Origin of the sequence: Bifidobacterium sp. M3-N-101 (assembly GCF_023656805.1) — a bacterium.
Classification (GTDB): domain Bacteria; phylum Actinomycetota; class Actinomycetes; order Actinomycetales; family Bifidobacteriaceae; genus Bifidobacterium; species Bifidobacterium breve.
In genome coordinates, this window is the sequence record NZ_JAMOKQ010000005.1 from 121,812 (window position 1) to 146,555 (window position 24,744).

Below are 24,744 nucleotides of genomic sequence, written 5' to 3' on the forward strand. Positions count from 1 at the left end.
GGTTTAGCTGATGACCAGCCCCTTGAAACGGAAGTAGATGTCCCCGAAACGTCCAATCCGCCCCTTGAAATCGATTTACGGATAATTGAACAGGCATACATGACTTGTGACCGCGGCAATGCGGTATGGTTGGGAAGCATGACGGCACATGAGGCGGCGCTGGGGGCGCTCAAGCAATACTTCGGTTACGATTCGTTCCGGCCAGGCCAGCAAGGCATCGTCGATGCTTTGCTGGATGGCCGGGACGTACTGGGCGTTATGCCCACCGGTGCCGGCAAATCCGTGTGCTACCAGATTCCCGCCGCGCTGATGCCCGGTGTTACCATCGTGATCTCGCCGCTGATCTCCCTCATGCGTGATCAGGTCGATGCCCTGAATGATCTGGGCTTGCCGGCCGCATTCGTCAACACCACCCAAACCCCGGATGAGCAGGCCGTGGTGTTCGCCCAGGCTGCGGCGGGTCAGCTCAAACTGCTGTACGTGGCTCCGGAACGATTGGAAACCGGCCGATTCCGCGACTTCGCCGCCCGCACGCCAATCTCCCTGATTGCCGTGGACGAGGCACACTGCGTCTCCCAATGGGGGCAGGATTTCCGTTCGTCATACCTTGGTATTGGCGACTTCATTGTCGGCCTGCCCAAGCGCCCGCCGGTCGGCGCATTCACCGCCACCGCCACCGAGCGCGTGCGCCGCGACATCGTGGGATTGCTGGGATTGCGGAATCCGGCCGTCACCGTCACCGGATTCGACCGGCCGAACCTGTATTTTGATGTGGTCAAACTGGAGACCAAATACAAGGCCGCATGGGTGGCGCGGTATGTGGCCGACCATCCGGACGAATCCGGCATCGTCTACTGCGCCACCCGCAAGACCACCGAAGCGCTCGCCGACACGCTGAACCAGATGGGGCATCCGGCCGTCGCCTACCATGGCGGCATGTCGCCGGACGCGCGTGAGGTGGCCCAGCGCGACTTCATCACCGACAAGGTGCCGGTGGTCGTAGCCACCAACGCCTTCGGCATGGGCATCGATAAGTCCAACGTGCGTTACGTCATCCACCACAATCTACCCGAATCCATTGAAGCCTACTATCAGGAGGCCGGCCGCGCGGGCCGTGACGGCGAGCCCAGCCGATGCACGCTGCTGTGGAATGAGTCAGACATCGTCACCCGGCGTCGGTTGCTGGATAACGATTATGAGAACGAGCGATTGACTCCCGAAGAGCAGGAGATCGTTCGCCAGTCCAAGCGCCGGCTGCTGGACGGTATGGTCGGCTACTGCCGCACCACCGACTGCCTGCACCGGTATATGACCCGGTATTTCGGTCAGGAATTGTCGCCGAATGCTGGTTCCGCGGCGGGTGAAGACATTGCGGCGGACTCTTCGCAGTCCGGCAGATGCGGTGCCTGCTCGAACTGCGAAAGCACGTTCGAGACCATCGACGTGACCCGCGTGGCGCAGGCGATCAGCCGTTGCGTGCATGACGTGGGGCAGCGCGTCGGTTCCGGCAAGATCGTCAAGATCCTGCGCGGTTCGCGGGCACAGGATCTGGCATGGCTGAACCCGGAGCGGATGCCCACCTTCGGCATGCTCAAGGACGTGAACGAGGCTCGCGTGCGCGACGTGTTGAGCCAGATGGCCACGGACGGGTACCTGTCAATCGCCGAAGGGCGTATGCCAATCGTCATGTTCGGTGCGCGGGCGGCCGAAACCGCCGCTCCCGACTTCCACTATGAGATCAAACGGGTGGAACGCAAGTCGGCGGCGGCCGGTTCCGGTCGGAGCGGGGGAGTGGCTGATACTGCCGATTCCGCCAATGTTCCCGGCGATGCGCTGGGCTCGTATATCCCGGACGATGACGAGGAATCGCTGTTCCAGAAGCTGCGCGAACTGCGTCGCACCATCGCCCAGGAAATCGGCAAACCGCCGTACATCGTCTTTTCCGACAAGACATTGCGAGACATGGCCCGTATCAAGCCGATTACCAATGCGCAGTTTTTGGCTGTCAACGGTGTGGGCCAGCACAAGCTCGACCTTTACGGCAAGCGCTTTATGGAAGCCGTCGCCTCGTTTAACGCCGGGAATGCGCAATAACCATTGCCTATAGCGAATCATGGGGTATTTCCGTGTATTCCCGTGTAGGCGCGACTACGCTTGCTAAGCGATACAGCATGTGAACATGCAAATGTGTAGAAAGGAAGCCGAGCATGGCAGAGGAAAAGGCTGAGAAGCCCGTCGTTGAATCATTCCAGCTGGATCACACCAAGGTCAAGGCGCCGTACGTGCGTTACATTGACACGGAAACGGGTCCTCACGGCGACGTGATTTCCAACTATGATCTTCGTCTGACCCAGCCGAACAAGCAGGCGATTCCCACCGGCGGCCTGCACACCATCGAGCACACCATCGCCGTGCTGCTGCGCGAACGTATCCCGGGCTACATCGACTGCTCGCCGTTCGGCTGCCGCACCGGCTTTCACCTGCTGACCTGGGGCACGCACTCCACTGAGGATGTGGCCAAGGCGCTCAAGGAATCGCTGGAATTCATCGCCTACAAGGCCACGTGGGATGATGTTCCCGCCACCACCGAGAAGAGCTGCGGCAACTATCGCGACCACAGCCTGTTCACCGCCAAGGAATGGGCCAAGCAGATCCTTGAGGAAGGCATCAGCTCCGACCCGTTCGAGCGCAAGGTCGTCTGATTCGTCTGATTCGATTCAATTCTGATTCGGCTCCCGCTGGCGGGAGCCGGGGGCGAAGCCGACTGAGGATGGCTGTCCTCAACTCGGCTGGACTGTCCGGCTCCTGCGGACGGGAGTCATTGTTTATTAGTGTCCGTCATGCAACGCGGAGGGGATTTCTTGTGCCTACGGCATGGTAGGTTGGCCGTCAGTTAGTCGCCGGTCACCGTGCCGGCAACCCGGCATGTCGGAGAGGTGAGAAGTGACTCAGTCGAACGCTGCAAACAAGGCGACAGGCCGCCGTTTCCGCCACGCCACCATGCGCGATCTGCCGCAGATGCAAAAAATCTACGCACGCGCACGCGCGCTGATGGCCGCCAACGGCAACCCCACCCAGTGGGGCAACGAATTTCCGCGTGAATCGGTGATTGAGGACGACATCGCCAACCAGCGTACGATGCTGCTGGTCGACACCTGCAATGGCCACGAACGCATTCTGGCCCAGTTCGCCCTGTGCCCGGGCAAGGATCCGACCTACGCCAAAATCGACGGCGCCTGGCTGGACAACGACACCTATGTGACCATCCACCGCATCGCCGCATCCGGTCTGGTGCGCCACGCGGCCCGCGACTGCATCAGGTGGGCCCTGAAGCACTACGGCAACGTGCGCGCCGACACCCACCCCAATAACAAGGCCATGCAGCACGTGCTCGAATCGAATGGTTTCGCGCGTTGCGGCTTGATTCAGTTGCTTGACAGGCCGTCCGACACCACGCGTATCGCTTATCAGCGGCATGAATGGTGATGGATCTCTTGCCCTCGGTAATTTAAACCCCATCAAACTACCGACGCTGGGATGGTGCTGACCATCGGCGGGTCGGAGATGATTTATCGCTGTACCACGGATCCTCGATCGATGAGCGTCGGATCCAGATACATGCGATGTACCGGCTGATCGGGTGATTGAATACGGCTTAGTAGTGTATGTATGGCACAGGCTGCCAATTCCTCTTCATCGGAACGCAGTACCGTCAGAGGGCGCGAGCTTGGTGTGGCGAAGCCATCTATAGAAATCAGCGATATGTCGTCAGGTATGCGTTTCCCCTGATTTTCAAGGGCTTGAGCTATGGCGATGGCAAGATAATCCGAGTGCACCAGTAGTGCGGTGATATCGGATCGGATGATGGTCTCGACGATGGTCTTTACGCCAGCGGTGTCATAGGGCATCATGCCAGTCAAGACAAACGGGCATTCGATCCGCGGTGTTTGTTCGACAATATCCTGCCAGCTTCGCTGAATGATGGCTGATGTGGGAGTTTGACTGAAGGTTGCGCCGATGTGTGTATGTCCATGCGCAAGAAAATGGGATACCGCTTTACATACGCCGCGGCGATGGTCGGTCTGTACGGAATCCACGTAACGTGTCGTGAGCAGCGGCTGCTCACGTTCCAGAACCACCGTGGGAATCGTTGTCGTTTCGATCCACTGCCATGCATGTTGCCCTAAATGGGGGTGGGAGTTCGGAGCGGCAATAATGCCGCAGACTCTAGGGGCGTCGGCAAGCTCTTGCAATATGCGTTCCTCGTGCATGTTCTCGTCGTAGGAGCAGGTGCGGATAGTCAACGATATGCCCGATTCGGCTGCGATATGCTTCATATGGTTCACGATTCCCGGCCAGAAGAAGCTTGGTTCGGGCACCATGACACCGATGCTGGTGTTTTCCGGCGTGTCGGGTTCGGGAATTGCGGCGTTGCCGGCCGGGGCGGGCTCCTTGATGGTGCCAATGGACATTGCGCCACCGCGGATACGTTTGAGCAGGCCGGCTCTGGCTAGTGCGTTAAGATCCCTGCGTACGGTGATTTCCGTGGTTTCCAATGAGGTGGCAAGCTGCGTGACCGTGACCACTTCGTGCTGTGTCAGCAGATTGAGGATCATGTTGCGGCGTTCGTCGGGTAGATAGTCTCGTTGCTCTGCGTTCAGTGCCATGATGGTGTGCCCCAGTCTTCCTTGCCTTGTCTGATACGTATATTATACGAAGTCTATAGTCGATTGATTCTGATATTTTTTAATCAAAGATGATTGATACTGATAAGGTACGCTTGATTCCATAACGAGTGCCGATTCCAAGGGAGGAATAGAGATGCTCGATGATAGTGAACTGCTGTATAAGGGCCTTGAATGGAGCAATGCGCAGACGATATGGGTCGACCCATCGTCAGCGGGCGATGATGATATGAAAGCAGCTGCGGATTATCCCGATAATAACAACGGCAACGAGTCGTCGGGCGATAGCTATTTTCGACAGCCGAGCATCATTCAGTCCCCGGACAATGGCCGAGGATGGGCTTTTCTGCGGCATGAATTCACATTGCCGAGCACGCCGGTGCGCAAAGCGACGCTCTATGCGACGGCTTCCTCGACTAAACCCTCCAGACAATTCGTGTATCGCATGTGGGTGAACGGTTACTTCGTCGGCCTGGGACCGGTGTTTCCGGTAGAGAATGAATCGCGCGTCAACACATTCGACGTAACCGGATTGCTGCAGGCCGGGCCGAATGCGATGGGCGTACTGGCCTGGACGATGCGGGAACGCCGATTCTGGGCCTATATGGAAATCGTACTTGCCGATGGGTGCCACATGACATATGGAACCGGGTCCAACTGGAAGGGTATCGTCGGCAATCGTGCCTATCCGAATGCCGATTCGATAGGAACGCAATATTTCGAAGCGCCGGCTGAGGATATGCAGACGCAATGGTACCCATTCGGTTTCAGCGAGCCGGGCTTCGACGACAGCTCCTGGCCCAAGGCTGTGCCATGCGAGCAATTCGATGACCTGCGGCTAACGCCGACTGCGAACGTCGGAGTGCATTACCTTGACCCCGTCGCTACAAGAATCGATGATCGAGGAACGCTGATTCTTGACTTTGGGCGCACTTGCGTGGGCGGAATCTCCTTGGATGTCGAATCGCTTCACATCTTGGAAAATATTGATGTGCGTATCCGCTATGGCGAGGTGCTGGATGACAATGGTAATGTCCGTTACCGCTTGAGCACATTTAATACCTATCAGGACAGCTGGCATATCACCCCGCAGACTCCAGCAGTGGAGACTTGGGGTATGCGGGTATTCCGTTATGTGCAGATTATCCCTGCTCAGACTCAGGCCTCGCAAGATGCGGTTTGCGCCGCTGCCTCGTCGGTGAGGGCCGCGGCTATTGAGTATCCGTTCGATGACGATGCTGCGGGTTTTGTATGCAGCGATAAGACCTTGAATGAGGTCTGGCGTTTTTGCCGTAATAGCATCAAAGCGCTGAATGGTCCGATTTACGCGGATTCGTGGACCCGTGAGCGTGCACCTTACGAAGCCGATGCATGGTTGCAGCAGCGCTCGCATTTGGCACTGGACTGCGGGGCTGATGCGATTCGGCTTGGACGGTACAGTGTTGATTGGCTGATCGCGAATCGTACGTGGCCTACCGAATGGCCGTTGTATTTGATTCTGGCCGTGCATGATTCTTGGATGGTCAGTAATGATGAGTTGCAGATTCGTAGGCAATATCAAGCGTTGCGCGCATTCCTCCCGGAACGGTATGTCGATGAATCGAGTGGTTTGATTGTCAAGGAGCCGGGGGAGGCCGGCCATATGGATGGTGATTTGGTTGATTGGCCTCCGGCTGAGCGTGATGGCTTCGTATTCGGCCCAGTGAATACGGTAATCAATGCGTTGTCTTGTGCGGCCTACCGGGCCATGGCTGATATGGCGCGTGTGGTTAGCGATGCTGCTGATGCTGTGCGGTATGCTGGGCGCGCTTCGGCATTGGAATCGGCGATTAATGCGCGATTGTGGGATGATCATGCGCAGTGCTATAGGGACGGTTTGAACGCGCAGGGGGATCAGTTGCAGCATGGTTCTCTTCATGCGAATGCATTTGCGTTGGCATTCGTGGACGTCCCTAAAGATCGTCGGGCAATGGTCGCCGATTATATTCGTAATAAGGGCATGTGCTGCAGTCCGTATGTAGCTGCTGTGTTGCTTGAGGGCTTGTATAGGAACGGTTTCGGTGCTTTGGCGAATCGTATGATGGCCGATGACGATCCGAGGAACCTGCATTCGTGGCATCACATGGTGTCTACCGGCTGCGGCTCGACTATGGAGGGATGGGATGTGTCCATTAAGGGAAATACCACGTATTCCCATCCTTGGTCGGCGTCTCCTGCATATCTGCTGGAGTGGGGGATGCTTGGAGTACAGCCGATTGAACCGGGGTATGCCGTGTTCCGGGTGCGTCCTCAATTGGGTGATGCACATGAAGCAAGGGGAGTCGTTCCAACTCCTAGTGGCAGCATTCGCGTGTGCTGTGTTCGCGAGGAAGGGCATGTATCGGTCGATCTTGACATGCCGTCCGGAATGGTTGCGCGGATTGAGAATGAGCAAGGCGATGTGATTGAAATGAGGTCCGTATGAGGCGCGTCGCTTGCTGCAAGCACTAGATGGCTGAACCTATGCGGAGTGGATATTGCGATGCTGTAGAGCAACATGCCCAAAAGAAACAATCATTTATAATCATATATAATCATTAATGGTCAGTACGTGATGGTGCTGCATAACGTGGTATGGCTGTTTGATTGTTCGAAGGAGAATATACATGATCGCCAATCCATATGAAGAGCATATCGAACCGTTTAATGCGCAGGTGGCCCGTAATCCATTGAGGACCAAGGCTCAGTGCGAGCATGCCTTGGTGGAACTGCTGACTCCTGCGGTGCAGCTGGCGATGAGGGGTGGGCGGTATGGTCGCTTCCGCATGAGCGACAGCGGTGCCGTATACAGTCAGGATCGTACGTCCATAGAAGGGTTTGCCCGCTTGCTATGGGGTCTGGGGCCGCTGTTCCACAACAGAAGCAATATTCGTCGTTTCGGCCAGTGGTGGCAGTGGACGACCGAAAGCCTGGTCAATTGCACTGATCCCTCCCACCCTGATTACTGGGGTGGGGATTTGACTGATTATGATCAGATCTTTGTGGAAATGGGAGCCATCTCCGCCTTTCTCTATGAGACCAAGACGGAATTCTGGGATCATATCACCGATGAGCAGCAGCAGAATATTCTGCGCTGGATGGATCAGGTTAACCATAAAGTGCTTCCCAAGACCAACTGGCTGCTCTTCCGCACGCTCGTCAACAGCTGGTTCGTCGACACCGGTCATCCGGAATACGCCAAGCTCGTCCAGGACGATTTCGATATCACGAATTCCCATTACCTCGGGCACGGATGGTCATATGACGGCTATGAAAACCAGATCGACAACTACATCCCCTTCGCCTACCAATTCTTCACCCTGGTACTGGTCGGTCTGACCAAAAGGAACGGTCCGCAGGAACAGCTGCTCAAAAAGCGGGCGTCCGAATTCGTGCCTAGCTATGCGAATTGGTTCGCAACCACCGGCGAATGCTTGCCTTACGGGCGAAGCCTCGACTACCGCTTTGCGCAGGCCGCGTTTTGGGCCGCAGCCTCGTTTGCCGGCGTAGAGCCTCCTGAACACTACAGCATCGCCGATTTCAAGCATCTGCTGCTGAGTAATCTGCGTTGGTGGTTCTCCCAGAACATCTTCCAGTCGGATGGCCTAATTCCTATCGGATACGCCTACCCCAACATGAACATGGCCGAAGGCTACAACGGGCCGGCGTCCGCGTATTGGGCGCTCAAGACGTTCATTTTCCTGTGCATCGATGACGATGATCCCTTCTGGATAGTGCGAGAATCCGAGCAAATCGCCTTCGCGCCGCTGAAGAAGCAGCCGGAACCGCGTATGTTGGTGGCGCACAGCAGCACCGGACGAGAAGTGCAGGCATTTACTGCGGGGCAGCACAGCCATGAGCACGCCCATGCCAACGCCAAATATGAGAAATACGTGTATTCCACCACTTTCGGTTTTTCGGTGCCCAAAGCGGCGGTACTGCTCAAACAGGGTGCCTACGACAGCACACTTGCCATATCCGAAAGCGAGCACTACTGGCAGACCGCCTACGGCTATGCCGACTGGGCCATCCACGACGACTACGTGTACAGCGAATGGAAGCCGTTCGACGATGTGACCATTACGAATTTCGTGGTGCCGCATATGCCATGGCATGTGCGTGTCCACAGAATCGACACCGCGCGTCGCCTGCATCTGGCTGAAGGTGGTTTCTCCCTGCCGGATGGTGGGCAGGAAATCGCCGCCGGAATCGATAACGCGGTCTTCTACCGCACTCAGGAAGGAATAATCGGTCTGGTCGGTGCGCAGGGGTTCGATGTGGAGCTTTCGGTTCCTGAGCCGAACGTCAACCTGCTGTATCCCAAGACGCGTATTCCGTTGCAGACCCGTGTAATCGACCTCGGTATCTATACCTTCGTGTCGCTATACCTCGGCGACGCCGAAGGCGAATCAATCAGCTCGGACGGCACTATCACCATCCCCGAAGTCCGTCTGCAAGACAACGTACTGCATGTAGGCGATGCTGACGTCGTTCTGCAGGAATACGGCGAATAATCGCGAATAGTTTGGTATATGTATCGCTCTGGCTGCATTGCGGCAGTCGGAGCGGATCGTAGAAAGGAAAATCATGGCTCAGCCCGTCAACTCTTATCGATATGAGTATTGGACCCGTACCAGCGGTGATCTGAAGGATCGCCGCACCCCGATCGATGTTCCGCACATCGTTTCGACCCCAGGGGACGCCGTCAAGATCGTCGTTGACCCCACACAGGAATACCAGATGTGGGAAGGCGCCGGAGCGGCTATTACGGATTCCTCGGCATCGCTGTTCATGAACTCAATGACTAGCGAACAGCGTCACGCGATTCTTACGGAGATGTTCGACCCCGAGCAAGGTGGCTTCTCCTCCGTGCGTATGTCGATAGGCGCATGCGACTTCTCCAGCCAGAAATACTACACCTATGACGATTTGCCGGATGGTGTTGCCGCTGACGCCGCTTTGGAACACTTCTCCATAGGAACAGGGGAGCCAGGGGCTCCGGATGCTACCCGAGACATGAAGAATGTTGTGCCGGTGCTTCAGGAAATCGTATCGATTAATCCGGCCGTCAAGATTATGGCCTCCCCATGGAGTGCTCCGGCCTGGATGAAGACATTCAACCGCATCGACGGTTCGGGGCGCTTGCGCATTGGAGAATACGTCGGCAATGGCTATCGTTACCAAGACACCATTGACTATGTGTATGCCCAGTATTTCGTCAAATTCATCGAGGCGTACGCCAAGCTCGGGATTCACATCACTTCTGTGACGATGCAAAACGAGCCGTCCAACGGCTGCCCCTGGCCGATTACCGTCTGGACTCCGGAGGAGTTGACTAAGTGGGGAAGCGAATACCTGCGTCCCGCGCTTGACAGGGCCTTCCCTGATGTTGAAATCTATTTCGGAGACGACTCATTGCGCTTCTGGCAGCGCCCGGTCAGCGAATACATGACGCCGGCACAGGCACAGTGCTTTGCGGGAGCGGCCTTCCATACATATTCCGGTCTTCCAACTTGGGTGCATAATGGAACACGCCAATTCCCCCAGTGGAAGAGTGCGATGACGGAACGTCGATGCATGCTTGATGAAACTGTCGACGAGGCCAGCCATGTGATGTTCGGCGAAATCGGCAATTGGCTGGTTCGTAATGGCGTGGGGCTGATCAACCTGTGGAACATAGCACTTGACGAGCAGGGATTCCCGAGCTATGCAGGCACGTCCGGGCGTCGTGGAGTCATCACCATCGACTCGAGCACCGGCAAGGTCAAACGAAACCTCGAGTACTTCATGCTGCGCAATTATGGACAGGATGTGCCGGTCGGTTCACGGCGTATTGGCTCGTCCAATTACACGCCGGATGGTCGCAATGGCGGTCTAGGATCGGTGGCATTCGAGAACAAACGCGGCGACCTGAGCGTGATCGTGTACAATCCTGGCGGCACGGATGTCGAAGCGGCCATCACCATTAACGGTGAGGGGGCGCGCTGGCAGAAAGTCGTTGTGCCGGCATATGGAACAGTTACCTTCCATAAGTCTGATCGAGAGATGAATGTCTCAACTGTTCCTGAGGATGATGAATTCAAGATCACCTATACCCCTCATCCGGCTGATGACCATGATGAGACGCTGTTCTAACGGCTTGGAATTCTGGAAGGTTGCTCTTATGTGGGACTTGGTTTCGTCCGGGTCCCGTATTTCTTTTGCACGATTTCGCTCATAAAAGATAATTGCGCAAATGCAAATAATGGCAAATAGCCTTATTGATCAGAAACGAACAATATATTTAACAATCACATAGATACATACAGTGATGTATGGACTATTGGACAATGATGCTGAGAGAAAGGCACATCAATGAAGTTGACACGTGGCATGAAAGTAATTGCTATGGCTTCTGTGATCGGCACGCTGCTTGCCGGTTGCGGTAGTGGCAGCAACGATTCCAGCTCAAGTGAGGCGCTGGATGAAAACGCCAAGACGGAAATCACGCTGGCAGGCTGGTCTCTTGATTCTCGTCCGGAATTCTCTTACCTTGCTAAGGCATTCGAGAAGAAGCACCCGAACATCACCGTCAAGGTCAAGGAATACTCGGCCGACGACTACGACAAGCAGATGACCGGCGATATCTCCGCCGGTTCCCAACCAGATGTATTCCCTATCAAGAACCTGCAGAAGTACTACACGTATGCGCAGTCCGGTGGCCTGGCTGATCTCGCTGACATCGCCAAGACCTATAAGAGCGACAAGAACATCGATATTTCCAGCTATGACCTTGACGGCAAGTACTACGCTCTGCCATACCGCCAGGACTCCTGGGTGCTCTTCTACAACAAGACGATGTTCGAGAAGGCGGGCGTGGACCTGCCTGACGGCACCTGGACCTGGGACGATTACACCAAGGTCGCCGAGGAGCTCAAGAAGAAACTGCCGGCCGCGGGCTACGACGCCAACGCGGTCTACCCGATGTACCAGCACAACTGGCGTTCGGTGGTCCAGTCCTTTGCTCTGGCACAGACCGGATACCAGCCTGACAAGACGTTCTTCAAGGGCAACTTCAACTATATGAAGTCCTACTACAAGCGCGCACTGCAGTGGCAGAATAAGGGCCTGACCATTGACTGGAACACCTCCAAGACCACTTCCGTGCAGTATCAGGCTCAGTTCGGCACCGAAAAGGCCGCGATGGTACCGATGGGTACTTGGTATGCGCTGGACATCGTCAACGATCAGAAGAGCGGTGACGCCGACAAGTTCGAGTGGGGCATGGCTCCTATTCCGCAGAACCCGGATGCCAAGAAGTCCGACAAGGCCGTTACCTTCGGCGACCCGACCGGTTTCGCGGTCTCTTCCAAGGCTACCGGACAGAAGCTTGCTGCAGCCAAGGAATTCGTGAAGTTCTGCTCTGGCGAAGAGGGCGCTAAGGTGCTCGCCGCCGTGGCCATCACTCCGGCCTATCTTTCCGACGCAGTGAAGAACACCTTCTTCTCCGTGGACGGCATGGCCGTCGATGACCTGTCCAAGAAGGCCTGGCAGGATAATGAAACCAAGCCTGAGAACCCGGTCGGTGAGGGTGGAGACACCATCGGCTCGCTGCTTGATGATGCACACTCCTCGATCATGACCAAGACCAAGTCCGTTGACCAGGCATTGGCCGACGCTAAGCAGAACGCCATCGATCAAGGAGCGATCACCGAGTAATCATTGCCGTATCGATTACTGGTGATGAAAGGAGCGTCCTAGATTCCCTGCATGTTGTGCACCGCAACGTTATTGCTCCCACGATAAGTGGGTGTGACACATGCGGCTAGGGCGCTCCCACTATATATACATGTTGTTTTCCTTGTAAAAAGGAGAGGAAGGTTATGTCGCAGTCGGTATCACTCGATGCACCTACGAACGCATCAGGCAAGGCAGGCAAGCCGGTCACCAAAGGTGAGTTGGCCGAAAAGACCATTTCCCGTCGTAATTTCATCCATGGCATTGGATTCATAGCCCCCAATTTCATCGGCTTCATTATCTTGACGCTGATTCCTGTGCTGGCGCTGTTCTACATCGCCAACACCAAGTGGAGCGCATTCGGCGACCCGGTCTTCAACGGATTGACGAACTGGAAGCGACTGCTGCATGACAGTGTGTTCAAGGATGCATTCGTCAATACGATTGTCTACGCGGTGGTGCATATCCCGCTGACGGTCGCTATCGCCTTCGGACTAGCGATTCTGCTTAATTCCAAGCTCAAGGGACGCGCCTTCTTCCGTACGGTTGCTTTCTTCCCCTATATCACCTCCATCGTGGCTGTAGCCCAGGTGTGGAACATGCTGTTCGACGCCAAGTCCGGTGTCATCAACCAGTTCCTCGGACTGTTCACCAGCCATACCCCCGGCTGGCTCGGATCGACGCATTGGGCCATGGTCGCAGTGATCATCGTGGCGACTTGGCGTGAGGCGGGCTACTTCATGATTCTGCTGCTCGCCGGTCTGCAGACGATCCCTGCCGAGCTGTATGAGGCGGCGAGCCTTGACGGTGCGAATGCGTGGCAGCGTTTCTGGAAGGTCACGGTGCCGTGCATGCGTCCTACGCTGTTCTTCGTGCTGGTGACGTTGACCATCGGCTCGTTCAAGATCCTCGACCTGACCTTGGTGATGACCAACGGCGGTCCTGGAACCTCCACGCTGGTGCTTGCGCAGTACGTCTACCGTGTCGCCTTCGATCGTGGTGATTTCGGTTATGCGAGCACGGTCTCCCTGGTGCTGTTCGCGCTGTGCATGGTCGTGACCCTGATCCAGTTCTGGTACAACAACAAGAAGGAGAAGTAAGATGAGTTCCCAAGTTGTTGCTCCCGTTCCCACTGCTGCGGAAATTCCGTGGAACAAGAAGAAGATGCCGCCGCTGAAGATCGCGGGTATTGTTCTCGGCTATGTGCTGATGATCGGCGTCGCGGCGTTTGTGCTGCTGCCGTTCGTCTGGATGGTGCTGGCATCGCTTAAGCCGAACAATGAGGTGTTCCTGGTCCCGGTGAAGTGGTTCCCCAGCGTCTGGCATTGGGATAACTACATCAAGATCTGGACCGATTCCAACATGCTGACATGGTTGGGCAACACCGTGTTCTTCGCGATTTGCGTGACCTTCCTGCAGGTGTTCACCGGTTCGTTCGCGGCATATGGCTTCTCGAAGATTCGCTTTCGCGGTCGCAATGTGCTGTTCCTCATCTACATCGCCACCATGGCAGTGCCGTGGCAGGCCTACATGATTCCGCAGTACAAGATGCTCTCCGCAGTGCATCTGACCGATACACGTTGGTCCATCATCCTATTGCAGGCCTTCGGTGCTTTCGGCGTGTTCATGATGAAGCAGTTCTACGACACGATTCCTGAAGAGTTGTCCGAAGCAGCTCGCCTCGACGGTTTGTCCGAATTCGGCATTTACTTGAGAATCATGCTGCCGTTGTCGGGTCCGTCGATTGCGGCATTGGGTATCATCACCTTCACCAATACATGGAACGACTTCATGGGTCCGTTGATGTACTTGCGTTCTCCGGAACTGTGGACCATTCAGCTTGGTTTGAAGACCTTCATCTCGCAGAACTCCGCGAACTACGCCATGATCATGACAGGTTCGGTCATGTCGGTCATCCCGATTCTGATCGTCTTCCTCATCGGGCAGAAGCAGTTCATCGAGGGTATCGCAACGTCCGGTATGAAGGGCTGATAGCTTGGTGAATCGCAGAAAGGGCAGGAGCCACTGCATAACTGTGGCTCCTGCCCTGCTGTATTACATGGTGAAATCTATTTAGCGCTCACGGTTGGTGTGGCGGCTATATGCAATGACCAGAGGAATGGAGTCCGATATGAAATCAGAAAATTTTAATCGCACATATTCGACAATAGTGAATACCGTGATAGTAATCATCGAGGCGAGCTTATGTTTGATTGTCGGTGCTCTGCCTTTGGTAGTGGTCGCATTCGCCGTCAACAACTTCGACTATTGGGCGCTGTACATTGTGGCCGCGGCCCTCAGCATGCCAGGGATGGCGGCGCTGTTCGCGATATTCCGCGATCAGCCCACATTGCTGTCCATGAATGCTTCCATGCGTACCCAGGTATGGCTGGACAATGAATCTGATCCTGATTTCCCTCCGGAATGGATTGCGGCGCCATACGTATATCCGGATGCTTCGGTGCTGTTTATCAAGTCTTATTTCAAAGCTTATGCACGTCTTTTCAAACGGAGTCTGGGCATCGGAGTGTTTTACTGGTTCCTGGTGTTCTGCTTCGGATACGACATACTCATCGTTCTGCAGCTGAGCGGGGGAGGGTTTGTCGTCCCGATGCTGGTGATCTGCATATTGATGGCATTGCAGTCCATGATGGTTTCACTCGTGCTGGCTGTAGAATACCCTAAGGCCAAGTATGTGCAGCTACTGAAGAACGGTTTCCTCCTATCCGTGCGCCGTATCCCTGTGCTGTTGCTCACTTTGGTTGCGCTGGGCGGTTATGCGTGGGCGCTGTTCACATGGACTATTCCCGTGCTGGTATTCGCCTCTGGCATCGCCGCCTACGTGGTATGGGCTTGTGCTAATTGGCAGGCAAGTGTGTTGTTCTCGTCCATGGCAATGGAGAGCGGCGACAAGCGCATTATCGACATGTACCATGCGACGCGTAACAGCGCCGCGTCGAAGAGTTCTTGGTTCAGAGGCACCAAGGATTACATCTCCTGACGCTCCCCAACATCATATTTCACCAACGATTGCAACGAGGCAATATTATGAGCAATAACGAATTCAACGCCGATCACTCTGTTGATATCCACCTGACGCAGGAGGCCGTGCATAATGCCGCCAAGAGCGTTCATGGCCTTACCTATAAGGGATTCGGCGTGCTGTCGGGCAACGCCACGTCAAGTCTTCTTATGGATTACAAAGCGGATCATCCCAAAGTGTACTGGAAATTGATCGAGACACTGTTCGGCGGTCGACGTCCGATGATGAATACCGTCAAGGTCGAAATGGGCAATGACCGCAACAACTCCACAGGGCCCGATCCAGCGACCATGCGGACACATGATGAATATCCGGTTGTAGCGCGTGAGCCGGGCTTCCAGCTTGCCGCCGATGCAAGTCTGTACAACCCTGGCATTCATCTGAGCATATTGCGCTGGTCCGCCCCTACATGGGTGCATACCAACGATGATGTCTACCACTGGTATAAGAACACGATTCTGGCGGTATATCGCCGATACGGCATTATGGCCGATTCGGTGAATCCCGATGTCAACGAACGTACCGCGGATATGGATTGGATCGCCGAATTCGCCAAGCAGGTGCGTACCGACGACGTTGGATTTGAAGGCAATGGTCCCGATGATGTTAACAGAGGGTGGATTTCGGATGAGGAGCGCAGACTGTTCCGCCAAATCAGGGTTATCACTTCTGATGAAGAGTGTACAGGAACTTTTGCCGGTGACGTGCTGGCTACCCCTGAGTATCTCAAGGCCATGGATATCGCTGCATACCACTATTCCGTCGAGGACGACCAGAACGGCAATTTCACGCGTCTTGCCGACGAATACGATAAAGAGATTTGGAACTCTGAAGCCCAGGCGGTGTTCTCCAACTCGGCCGATCGTCCCAACAACACCAACGGCGATGGACTCAAAGCCACGGAACGTGCCGATGCATTCGATCATGCCAATGGGAATGAGCGCTTCGGCGAATATGTGAGTACAGGCATCGGCGGGCAAAACGGCCCATTGGAAATGGCGAATACCCTGATCAAGGGGTTCGTGTGCTCCAGGCGAACCCATGCCATATACCAGCCGGCCATAGGCGCGTGCTACGAGCATATGGAGTACGCGGCCAAAGAGCTGATCTCGGCCAGAGACCCGTGGAGCGGGTGGCTGTATTACGATGTAGGCTGCGCGGTACTGGAGCATTTTGCCAAATACGCCGAACTGGGATGGGAGGAAGAAGGCGAAGAACCGCATATCTGGCGTGCCATCCCCGATGCGTCCGCATGCAGGGTCGGCGGTAACAATCCTGTTAATGGTGCCCGCCACGGAGAGCCCAGTTATCTGACGCTGGCCGCCCCAGATGGCAGCGATTTCAGCACGGTGATCGTCAACGATTCGGCATTTGAAAAGAGCTACCGCATCACCGTGGACAAGAATCTTGCCGCTTCGTCAAAGCAGCTTGAAATCTGGCAGACGATAGCGGCGCGCCCAGGCGAGGCATATGACGCGTCATGGCGCCGTCATGTGGGAAGCGTCGCAGCGGAGAACGGAACATTCACCGTCACCGTGCTCCCATGGTCGATGGTCACGGCCACCACCCTTGCCGACGTCGAGCCATACGCCATACCGTCAACTGCGGAAGGAACCCGTGCGGTGCTCGATGCTGACGCAAGTCGCGGACTGCTGTACGCCGACGACTTCGCCTATGAGCAGTTCGAGCCGGTCGAAGTCGTGCATGCCCAACACCTCGCGACGGAGGAGTATCTGCAATCGCGTGGCGGTGATGCCGGCGCAAGCGCACGGTACACCACCGATAGCAACGGCGCATTTGAAATCGTGCCGGATAATGAACGTGGTCATGTACTGCGCCAGCAGATCAGCGCGACCCAGGCGGGCAACACTTGGATTGAAGGCGACCCGCGCACCGCAATCGGCGATATGCGTTGGACCAATTACCGAGTCTCGGTCGATGTGAAATTCGAGGACTATGCAGGCCGTGCACCATACGTGCTGTTGGGCGCCCGCGAGATGGGCGGCGACAAGTTCACCACCGACATCTGCGGCTATGATGTCAAGCTGCGCGCGGATGGCCTATGGCTGTTACGGCGGTACGGTGACGAAAAAAGACGCGGCCATTTCGAGGACCTTAGGCAATCCGCATTGCGTGCAGGCAAACCGGTATTTCCTCGTGAAAGTGGACAATGGTTCACGTTGTCTCTTGAAGTATCGGGAGCATGCGTCAGCATGTGGGTCAACGGGGCCTTGGTAACAAGCTGGATCGATGATCGCCCACAGTCAGCCGGCCGTATCAATCTGGGCAGCAGCTTCGATCATGTGCGTTTCTCCAATTTGCGTGTTGAACGCATCGATGGTTTCAGCCCCTACTGCACAGCGCTTATCGACGACATGCATATGGTGAGTTGGGACGACTCACGTTCGCCAATTATCCGCTACGACGGCAATTGGCTTCACCGCAATGGCCAGGGCATGTTCACCTATATGCGTTCCATCTCAACGACAAACGATCCGGGATCCTCACTAACGCATACGTTCATAGGCACAGGACTTGACGTATTCGGGCCATCAGATGGCACTGTGCGTGTGAATGCGATTGTTGACGGCATACTATTCGCCGAGAACATGCCGACGATGCCCAATGAGGGATCATTACGGACGCAGTTGAGAGTCGAGGGGCTGCCAAAAGGCAGGCATACGATTACACTGCAACTGGCCAGCCATGCAACATGGTCGGTTGATGCCATCGGAACGTTGTCATAATTCATAACAGCATAAACGTGATTGACAGAAGATATGGCAGCGAGGAATCAGCAAGAATCACAATCCATCCGGTCTGATAAATCAGATAAGCCAGATAAGCCCAGCAGGGTGCATCCGAAGACCATATCGATATGGTCGGCATTGGGGTTCGGGGCAGGTGATTTCTTCGGAGGCGGCCAACTTGCATTGGTGACCACCTATCTGGCTTTGTTCTGGACGCGTTTTTGCGGAATGAACATTAGCGTCGCGCAGGGAATCATCGGCACCAGCGCCATAATCAGCGCAGTGTCCGCACTGCTGTTCGGAGTCCTCGACGACAATCTGTATCGGTACCGCATCGGGCGCAGATTCGGCCGGCGTCATTTCATGCTGATGATCATCGCTCCTTCGCTGTTTATCGGCATACTGCTATGGATTCCCGGTTCTTCGGTGTGGCTATATGCGTGTGTGTATGTGCTGTGGGTGATGCTGGCTCAGGCATTCCAAGCCTGTTACAACCCGTTGGCCGGCGAGATGACGAAGGACTTCAGCCAGCGAACGAAATTGTCGACCACGCGAATGTTCATTTCCACAGCCGCAGCCACATTCATCCCACTCGCCGGAAGCTGGGCGTTGTCGATGTTTGGCGAGACCAAGGCAACCGCCTATATGGTGGTGGGCATCATCTCGACGGTGCTGTTCGCCTGCGCCGTAGCGGTCACATGGAAGACCACATGGGAGATGACACCCGAGCAGGCCGGCTTCGGCGAATACGCCAACGGTACGGTGCATGAGACATGTCTTGGGCTGCGTGGGTGGATTCGCCGGGCGGCACATGTGATACGCGAGTACGCCACGACATTGCGTATTCGCGAATTCCGCAAGCATCTGGTGATCTTTCTCCTAGTACAGACATCATCCGATGTGTTCGGGCAGACCTTCCTGTTCTTCGTTCTGTACGACTGGAACAAAACCGCTGCTTTTGCCTCGCTGTTGCTGGGCTGCACGGTTGTTTCGTTGCCACTGATGCCGTTGTTCGGCAAGGCAGTGGTGAAGTTCGGGGTGCGCCGGCTCTATGCCTTCGCTTTTGCGGGCATGCTGCTTGGTGTGGCATGGCTGGCCTTGGCATGGGTGTTGACCGGTGCTCTGCCTAGTGCTGTGTGGATGGTGCTCGCAGTTGCCGCATCGCTATGGTTTTTCGTGTTCAAGGCGCTTGTGGGGTATTTGCCATGGACGGTATTGGTATTCATGCCGGATATCGATCAGATTGTTACGCGTAGGTACCGTTCGGCTACTTTTTCCAGTGTGCAATCAAGCCTCCGCCAGCTCGGCTCGGGAATCGTCACCATTGGTGTCGGCCTGGTCCTTACCATGGTAGGGTTCGATTCCTCACTGCCACGGCAGTCTCGAGAGGCGTCGATCGGCATTGCCGCGGTCATGCTGGGCTTTTACACCGTTGCGATGATTGTATGCTGGATTGTCTCATCGTGCCTTGCCATCAATCAGCGGACCGATTTTGACGTGCTGCATGAGGTCGATCGACTGCGGGCTGGGGGAGACAAGACAGAGGTTAATGCATCCGTTCGGCGTACCGTGGAACGGCTTACCGGACTTTCCTATGAGGAATGTTGGAAATAGCAAATAAGAAACAACAAAGCCGATGCATAAACGCATCGGCTTTGTTGTTTCTATCGGCTCCCTATCAGGACTGCTGTTCCTCCGGGCGACCGGGCTCTGCCCACAACTTATGGAACACGCCAGGCATATCCACTCGGCCGTAAGTGTGTGCTCCGAAGAAGTCGCGCTGTGCCTGCGTCAAAGCAGTTGGCAGACGCTTCGAACGCAAGCCATCGTAATAGGTCAGAGAGCTGGAGAACACAGGTGTCGGAATACCTGCATCAATGGCGGCCTTGATGACTCGGCGCCAGGAATCCTGGGCATCGGCAAGGAACTTGGCGAAATACGGATCAAGTGCCAAGGCAGCCGGGTGCCCATTGGTGTAGGCGTCGGTGATGCGGTTGAGGAATTTCGCTCGGATAATGCAGCCGCCGCGCCAGATCTTGGCAACGGCTCCCAAGTCGATATCCCAGCCGTACTGCTTGGCACCGTCTTCGATCTCATTAAGTCCTTGAGAATAGGCGATGATCTTGGAAGCGAGCAGTGCACGACGCACATCCTCGATGAAGGCCGCCTGATCTTCCGTTGCAATGGCCTTGTTAGGACCAGCAGGCGTATTCTCCTGTGCTGCCTGCCTCAATTCCGGGTGGCTTGACAGTGCGCGTGCGAACACGGCCTCGCCGATGCCGGTAACGGGCGAGCCGAACTCCAACGCAGTCTGCACAGTCCATGTGCCAGTGCCCTTCATACCTGCCTGGTCGACGACCACGTCGACCAGCGGCTTGCCGGTACGTTCATCCTTCTCATGAAGGATATCGGCGGTGATTTCGATGAGGTAGGAATCAAGATCGCCCTTATTCCAATCGGCAAACACGTCGCCGATTGCTTCGGGGAAGAGCCCTAGGCCACGGCGCAGAATGTCATAGGCTTCGCCGATAACCTGCATGTCGGCGTACTCGATGCCGTTGTGTACCATTTTGACGAAATGACCGGCGCCATCGGTACCGATATGCGTGGCGCAAGGCTCGCCATCGACCTTAGCGGCGATGGATTCCAGAATCGGTCCAAGCGTCTTCCATGATTCCGCGGTGCCTCCTGGCATCAGGGACGGGCCGTTCAAGGCGCCTTCCTCGCCGCCGGACACGCCGCAGCCGACAAAGTGGAATCCTGCAGCACGGACTTCCTTTTCACGCTTGATGGTGTCTTTGAAATAGGAGTTTCCGCCATCGACAATGATATCGCCAGGCTCGAAAACCTCCTCAAGCTGCTTAATCACGGCATCGGTGGGGGCGCCGGCCTTGACCATGATGATGGCGGTGCGCGGACGCTGCAGGGAAGCGGCGAATTCCTCCATGGTCTTGGCGGGGACGAAAATGCCTTCGATGCCATGCTCCGCGATCAGCTTTTCCGTGCGGGAGTAGTGACGATTGAACAGTGCCACGGTATTGCCATGGTGGGCAAGGTTGCGAGCCAGATTGCTGCCCATTGCAGCGAGACCGATAACGCCGATGTTGGCTTGTGCTGTCATGGATTGTATCCCTTTGCTTTTGGTATTAATGAACGTCGAATATGGATTGAGCCTATTTCGCTAGCTTCAGTCGGCGCAATGCTTCTTGGCATAGCACTTCCGGAGTTTGGTTGGATACCAGTCGTATGCCATGCTCATCGGACTGAAGAGGCTCAAGGGTGTCAAGCTGCGATTGCAGAAGCGTGACGGGCATGAAATGCTCGCGTTGCTCCATACGCTCGGCGATATCGTCCTTGTCAAGATCGAGCTCCACAAAGACTACTTGTGCATCGGCTTCGCGCAATATGTCACGATATGCGCGCTTCAATGCGGAGCAGGTGACAATGGTGCTGGACCCTTTGCCTGCCTGCTCGGTGATCCAATCGCGTAGGCTGCGCAGCCAAGGCCAGCGATCCTCGTCTGTCAGTGGATGGCCGGAGGCCATTTTGTCGATATTGGCTTGTGGATGGAAATCATCGGCTTCGGCATACGGCCACCCCAATTTGCGTACGAGCTCCTCAGCCAAGGTCGTTTTGCCGGTGCCCGTTACGCCCATAACAACCAGGCTGACGGGTTTGACATTGGAATCAAGCATGGATTCTCCTTGAATGGAAAGGGCGACCAGACTCGAATACGTTCCGGTCGCCCGATGAAAACCGATGGCTCAATCACCACTCGTGCATGGTGCCGTCAAGCAGACGGTCAACGGGCAGCGGAGCCGGCTGGTACGGATACTTGGCAGCCAGCTTCTCGTCGAAGTCGACGCCCAGGCCAGGCTTGTTGCCCGGGTGCAGGTATCCATCCTTGAACATGTACGAGGTGTGGAACACCTCAAGGGTCTCATCCGAATGCTTCATGTACTCCTGAATGCCGAAGTTCGGAATCGCCAGATCAAGATGCAGGTTCGCGGCCATGCCGACCGGAGAGACATCGGTCGGACCATGGAAGCCGGACTTGACGCCGAACAGCTCGGCGAAGGCCATGAGCTTCTTCATGTGGGTCAGACCACCGGTGTGGGTGACGGCGGAGCGCACGTAATCGATGAGCTGTTCCTTGATCAGGGTGATGTAATCGGTCCAGGAGTTGATGATTTCGCCGATGGCGATCGGTGTGGTGGTGTGTTGACGGACAACGCGCAGGAATTCCTGGTTCTCCTCGGCCGGGGTGGAATCTTCCATCCAGAACAGGTCATACGGTTCAAGCAGCTTGCCGAAGCGTGCAGCCTGAATCGGGCTCAGACGGTGGTGGGAATCATGCAGCAGGATAAGATCCTTGCCGTACTTGTTACGAACCTCTTCGAAGACTCCCGGCAGCGTGTTGAGGTACGTGCGGGCATCCCAGACCTCCTCGACAGGCACCGTGGTACGACGTGCAGGTTCATAGTCGTAGCGCAGACCCTTCTCGCCGGCGCCCTGCTGTGCATTGGCCGAGCCGGCAACACCATAGGTTGACGGAATGCCAGGCAGCGCGAACTGGATACGGGTGGCCTTGAAGCCCATATCACGGTACATGTCAATGGAATCGAACAGGCTCGGGAAGTCCACACCAGAGGCGTGGGCATACGTCAGAATGCCGGTACGGGAGGCTCCGCCCAGCAGCTCATAGACCGGAACGCCTGCCTTCTTGGCTTTGATGTCCCACAGAGCCACATCCACGGCGGAGATGGCGGCCATGGTCACCGGACCACGCTTCCAGTACGCGCCCTTGTACAGGTACTGCCAAATATCTTCGATGTTGTCCTCGTTCTTGCCGATAAGGCTCGGTGCAATGGTCTCGAGATATTTCGCGGCAACAAGTTCGCGTCCGTTCAGGGTGGCGTCACCAAGTCCAACGACGCCGTCGGTGGTGGTGATGCGAAAGACGACGAAGTTGCGTCCCGGGCTTGTCACGAAGACTTCAGCTTTTTCGATTGCCATGGTGTATTCCTTTCTCTTATGGCGCGGCACGTTCCGCGCCATAGTCCCCACCTGCGGCGAGGAAGTTTGTGTTTTTGATTATTTATTTATGTGTATGATCATGCGGCCGTCGTCGAAGACAGCTCATGAACAAGCTCGTTTACCTTGTTGGTGAAGACGGTGTTGGCACCAAGATCCTTGTCCAAATAGGACACCGCCGAAGTGACGTCGCCGCTGTTGGCAAGCTTCTTCACCTCATCGAGGTTCACATCTTTGGCCTGTGTATCGCCGAACCTGCGCAGGAATACGATCCATGCGGCGATGGCTCGTGCAGGAGCCGTAATTTCGCGTCCTTCGGCGAGCGCATGCTTGGCGACGGGGACGATGCGTACCGGTAGTTTTTGCGAACCATCGGTGGCGATTTGGAAGAGGTGGTGGTGGATGCGTGGGTTGGAGAAGCGTTCTAGCAGTTTGGCTCGATAGTCGTCGCTGGACACGGATAGGTACGATCCGGCAAGATCCCACCATTCGTTCACCCATGATTGCAGTTTGGGATCGGCGATGGCTTCGGCTACTGATTCGTGGCCGAATAGCGGTCCGACGTAGGCGAGTGTGGAATGCGAGCCGTTAAGCATCCAGAGTTTGCGCTGCTCGTAGGGCTCTACGTCATCTGTGATGACGGCTCCGGCTTCATCCCATGCGGGGCGTCCCTTGGGGAAGTCTCCTTGGATGACCCATTCGAGGAAGGGTTCTGTGCGTACGGGGGCTGCGTCGTACCATCCTTTGGTTTCCGCCACGGTTCGTAGTTCGGCGTCGGTGGTGGCCGGCGTGATGCGGTCGACCATGGATGTGGCCCATGCCACGTTGTCGCGGGTCCATTCCAGCAGGGTGGGATCCACGGCTTCGATGGCTTGTTCGACTACGCGGCGGAATGCGGCTCCGTTGCCTGCGAGATTGTCGCAGGGGAGGATGGTGATTGCGTCGGCGCCTGCTGCGCGTCGCGCTTCCAGACCGGCTACGATGCGGGCGGGTACGGTGGATAGTTCGGATGCGTTCACGTCGTTGCGGAGTTTGGCGAGGTCTTCTGATACGTCGGTGTCGTGAACGTTGAGATTGCCGTGGGCGTCTCTTTTGTATCCGGCTTCGGTGACTGTGGACGTGACGATGGAGACGTTCGGGTCGACGAAGTACTTGCGCAGCGCCTCCATGTCTCCACCTTCATGCATGGACGAGATCGAGGAGATGACTTCGAACGAATCGCCTTCCGGTGCGGAGGTGATCAGCGTGTAGACGTTGCCTTGCGGGTCAAGTTTGTCGACCATTCGACGGGAGCGGCCGGTGAATCCGGCAATGCCCCACTGGGCTGCGTCCGGTGCGTGTTCCGTATACCAGGCTTGATGGGCGCGGGTGAAGTTGCCGATGCCCAAGTGGATGATGCGGATCGGCGCGGCGCTGCGTCCGTGCTCTGCGCGGGTCAGCCTCGGCAATGATGTGGGATCTGGTGCGGTGGTCATGAAAACTCCTTGGAGGATGGATG

General features: G+C 56.0%; 17 protein-coding genes. 12 read left to right on the forward strand and 5 right to left on the reverse strand.

Translation table 11 applies throughout. The annotated features are described in order from the left end of the window. Window positions 1-138: 138 nt before the first annotated feature. The 3 genes from recQ (at window position 139) to NBH12_RS05135 (ending at window position 3,486) form a co-directional block, all read left to right on the forward strand. Window positions 139-2,094 carry a DNA helicase RecQ gene (recQ, locus tag NBH12_RS05125; RefSeq protein ID WP_021649428.1) on the forward strand — a complete coding sequence of 652 codons (1,956 nt, stop codon included), beginning with the start codon at window positions 139-141 and terminating at the stop codon, window positions 2,092-2,094. A gap of 113 nt (window positions 2,095-2,207) precedes the next feature. Next, entirely contained in the window at window positions 2,208-2,702 is a 495-nt protein-coding gene (locus tag NBH12_RS05130) for an S-ribosylhomocysteine lyase (protein ID WP_014484046.1), read from the forward strand. A 241-nt stretch (window positions 2,703-2,943) separates the two neighbouring features. Beyond that, complete coding sequence (locus NBH12_RS05135; protein ID WP_032742992.1) at window positions 2,944-3,486, forward strand: GNAT family N-acetyltransferase; 543 nt, start codon at window positions 2,944-2,946, stop codon at window positions 3,484-3,486. A gap of 83 nt (window positions 3,487-3,569) precedes the next feature. Here the strand turns inward: NBH12_RS05135 and NBH12_RS05140 are convergent, their stop codons facing one another. Next, window positions 3,570-4,667: a substrate-binding domain-containing protein gene (locus NBH12_RS05140; protein WP_021649426.1), complete on the reverse strand. Its 1,098-nt coding sequence runs from the start codon at window positions 4,665-4,667 to the stop codon at window positions 3,570-3,572. Window positions 4,668-4,821: 154 nt separating this feature from the next. Here NBH12_RS05140 and NBH12_RS05145 point away from each other — a divergent pair, with 154 nt between their 5' ends. The 9 genes from NBH12_RS05145 to NBH12_RS05185 all read left to right on the forward strand — a co-directional run bounded on the left by NBH12_RS05145 (window position 4,822) and on the right by NBH12_RS05185 (window position 19,826). Beyond that, window positions 4,822-7,149 (forward strand): family 78 glycoside hydrolase catalytic domain, encoded by a 2,328-nt coding sequence (locus NBH12_RS05145; RefSeq protein WP_021649425.1) that lies wholly within the window; start codon window positions 4,822-4,824, stop codon window positions 7,147-7,149. A gap of 181 nt (window positions 7,150-7,330) precedes the next feature. Next, window positions 7,331-9,217 (forward strand): DUF2264 domain-containing protein, encoded by a 1,887-nt coding sequence (locus NBH12_RS05150; protein WP_021649424.1) that lies wholly within the window; start codon window positions 7,331-7,333, stop codon window positions 9,215-9,217. A 73-nt stretch (window positions 9,218-9,290) separates the two neighbouring features. Further along, window positions 9,291-10,838 (forward strand): glycoside hydrolase family 30 protein, encoded by a 1,548-nt coding sequence (locus NBH12_RS05155; RefSeq protein WP_032742990.1) that lies wholly within the window; start codon window positions 9,291-9,293, stop codon window positions 10,836-10,838. Window positions 10,839-11,057: 219 nt separating this feature from the next. Next, complete coding sequence (locus NBH12_RS05160; protein WP_021649422.1) at window positions 11,058-12,401, forward strand: ABC transporter substrate-binding protein; 1,344 nt, start codon at window positions 11,058-11,060, stop codon at window positions 12,399-12,401. A 164-nt stretch (window positions 12,402-12,565) separates the two neighbouring features. Next, complete coding sequence (locus NBH12_RS05165) at window positions 12,566-13,519, forward strand: carbohydrate ABC transporter permease (RefSeq protein ID WP_021649421.1); 954 nt, start codon at window positions 12,566-12,568, stop codon at window positions 13,517-13,519. 1 nt (window position 13,520) lies between these two features. After that, a complete protein-coding gene (locus tag NBH12_RS05170) occupies window positions 13,521-14,411 on the forward strand; it encodes a carbohydrate ABC transporter permease (RefSeq protein ID WP_021649420.1) in 891 nt (296 codons plus the stop codon). 139 nt (window positions 14,412-14,550) lie between these two features. After that, on the forward strand, window positions 14,551-15,420 hold the full coding sequence (locus NBH12_RS05175) for a YesL family protein (protein ID WP_141430316.1): 870 nt from the start codon (window positions 14,551-14,553) through the stop codon (window positions 15,418-15,420). A 47-nt stretch (window positions 15,421-15,467) separates the two neighbouring features. Beyond that, window positions 15,468-18,209 (forward strand): 3-keto-alpha-glucoside-1,2-lyase-like domain-containing protein, encoded by a 2,742-nt coding sequence (locus NBH12_RS05180; RefSeq protein ID WP_021649418.1) that lies wholly within the window; start codon window positions 15,468-15,470, stop codon window positions 18,207-18,209. A 108-nt stretch (window positions 18,210-18,317) separates the two neighbouring features. Then, window positions 18,318-19,826: an MFS transporter gene (locus NBH12_RS05185; RefSeq protein ID WP_032742985.1), complete on the forward strand. Its 1,509-nt coding sequence runs from the start codon at window positions 18,318-18,320 to the stop codon at window positions 19,824-19,826. Window positions 19,827-19,890: 64 nt separating this feature from the next. Here NBH12_RS05185 and gnd read toward each other — a convergent pair whose 3' ends face one another. The 4 genes from gnd to NBH12_RS05205 all read right to left on the reverse strand — a co-directional run bounded on the left by gnd (window position 19,891) and on the right by NBH12_RS05205 (window position 24,721). Further along, complete coding sequence (gnd, locus tag NBH12_RS05190; protein WP_021649416.1) at window positions 19,891-21,333, reverse strand: NADP-dependent phosphogluconate dehydrogenase; 1,443 nt, start codon at window positions 21,331-21,333, stop codon at window positions 19,891-19,893. A 52-nt stretch (window positions 21,334-21,385) separates the two neighbouring features. Further along, window positions 21,386-21,907 (reverse strand): gluconokinase, encoded by a 522-nt coding sequence (locus tag NBH12_RS05195; RefSeq protein WP_021649415.1) that lies wholly within the window; start codon window positions 21,905-21,907, stop codon window positions 21,386-21,388. 73 nt (window positions 21,908-21,980) lie between these two features. Continuing rightward, a complete protein-coding gene (manD, locus tag NBH12_RS05200) occupies window positions 21,981-23,228 on the reverse strand; it encodes a D-mannonate dehydratase ManD (protein ID WP_032742980.1) in 1,248 nt (415 codons plus the stop codon). 98 nt (window positions 23,229-23,326) lie between these two features. After that, window positions 23,327-24,721, reverse strand: a complete 1,395-nt coding sequence (locus tag NBH12_RS05205) for a mannitol dehydrogenase family protein (RefSeq protein ID WP_021649413.1) — start codon at window positions 24,719-24,721, stop codon at window positions 23,327-23,329. Window positions 24,722-24,744: the final 23 nt, after the last annotated feature.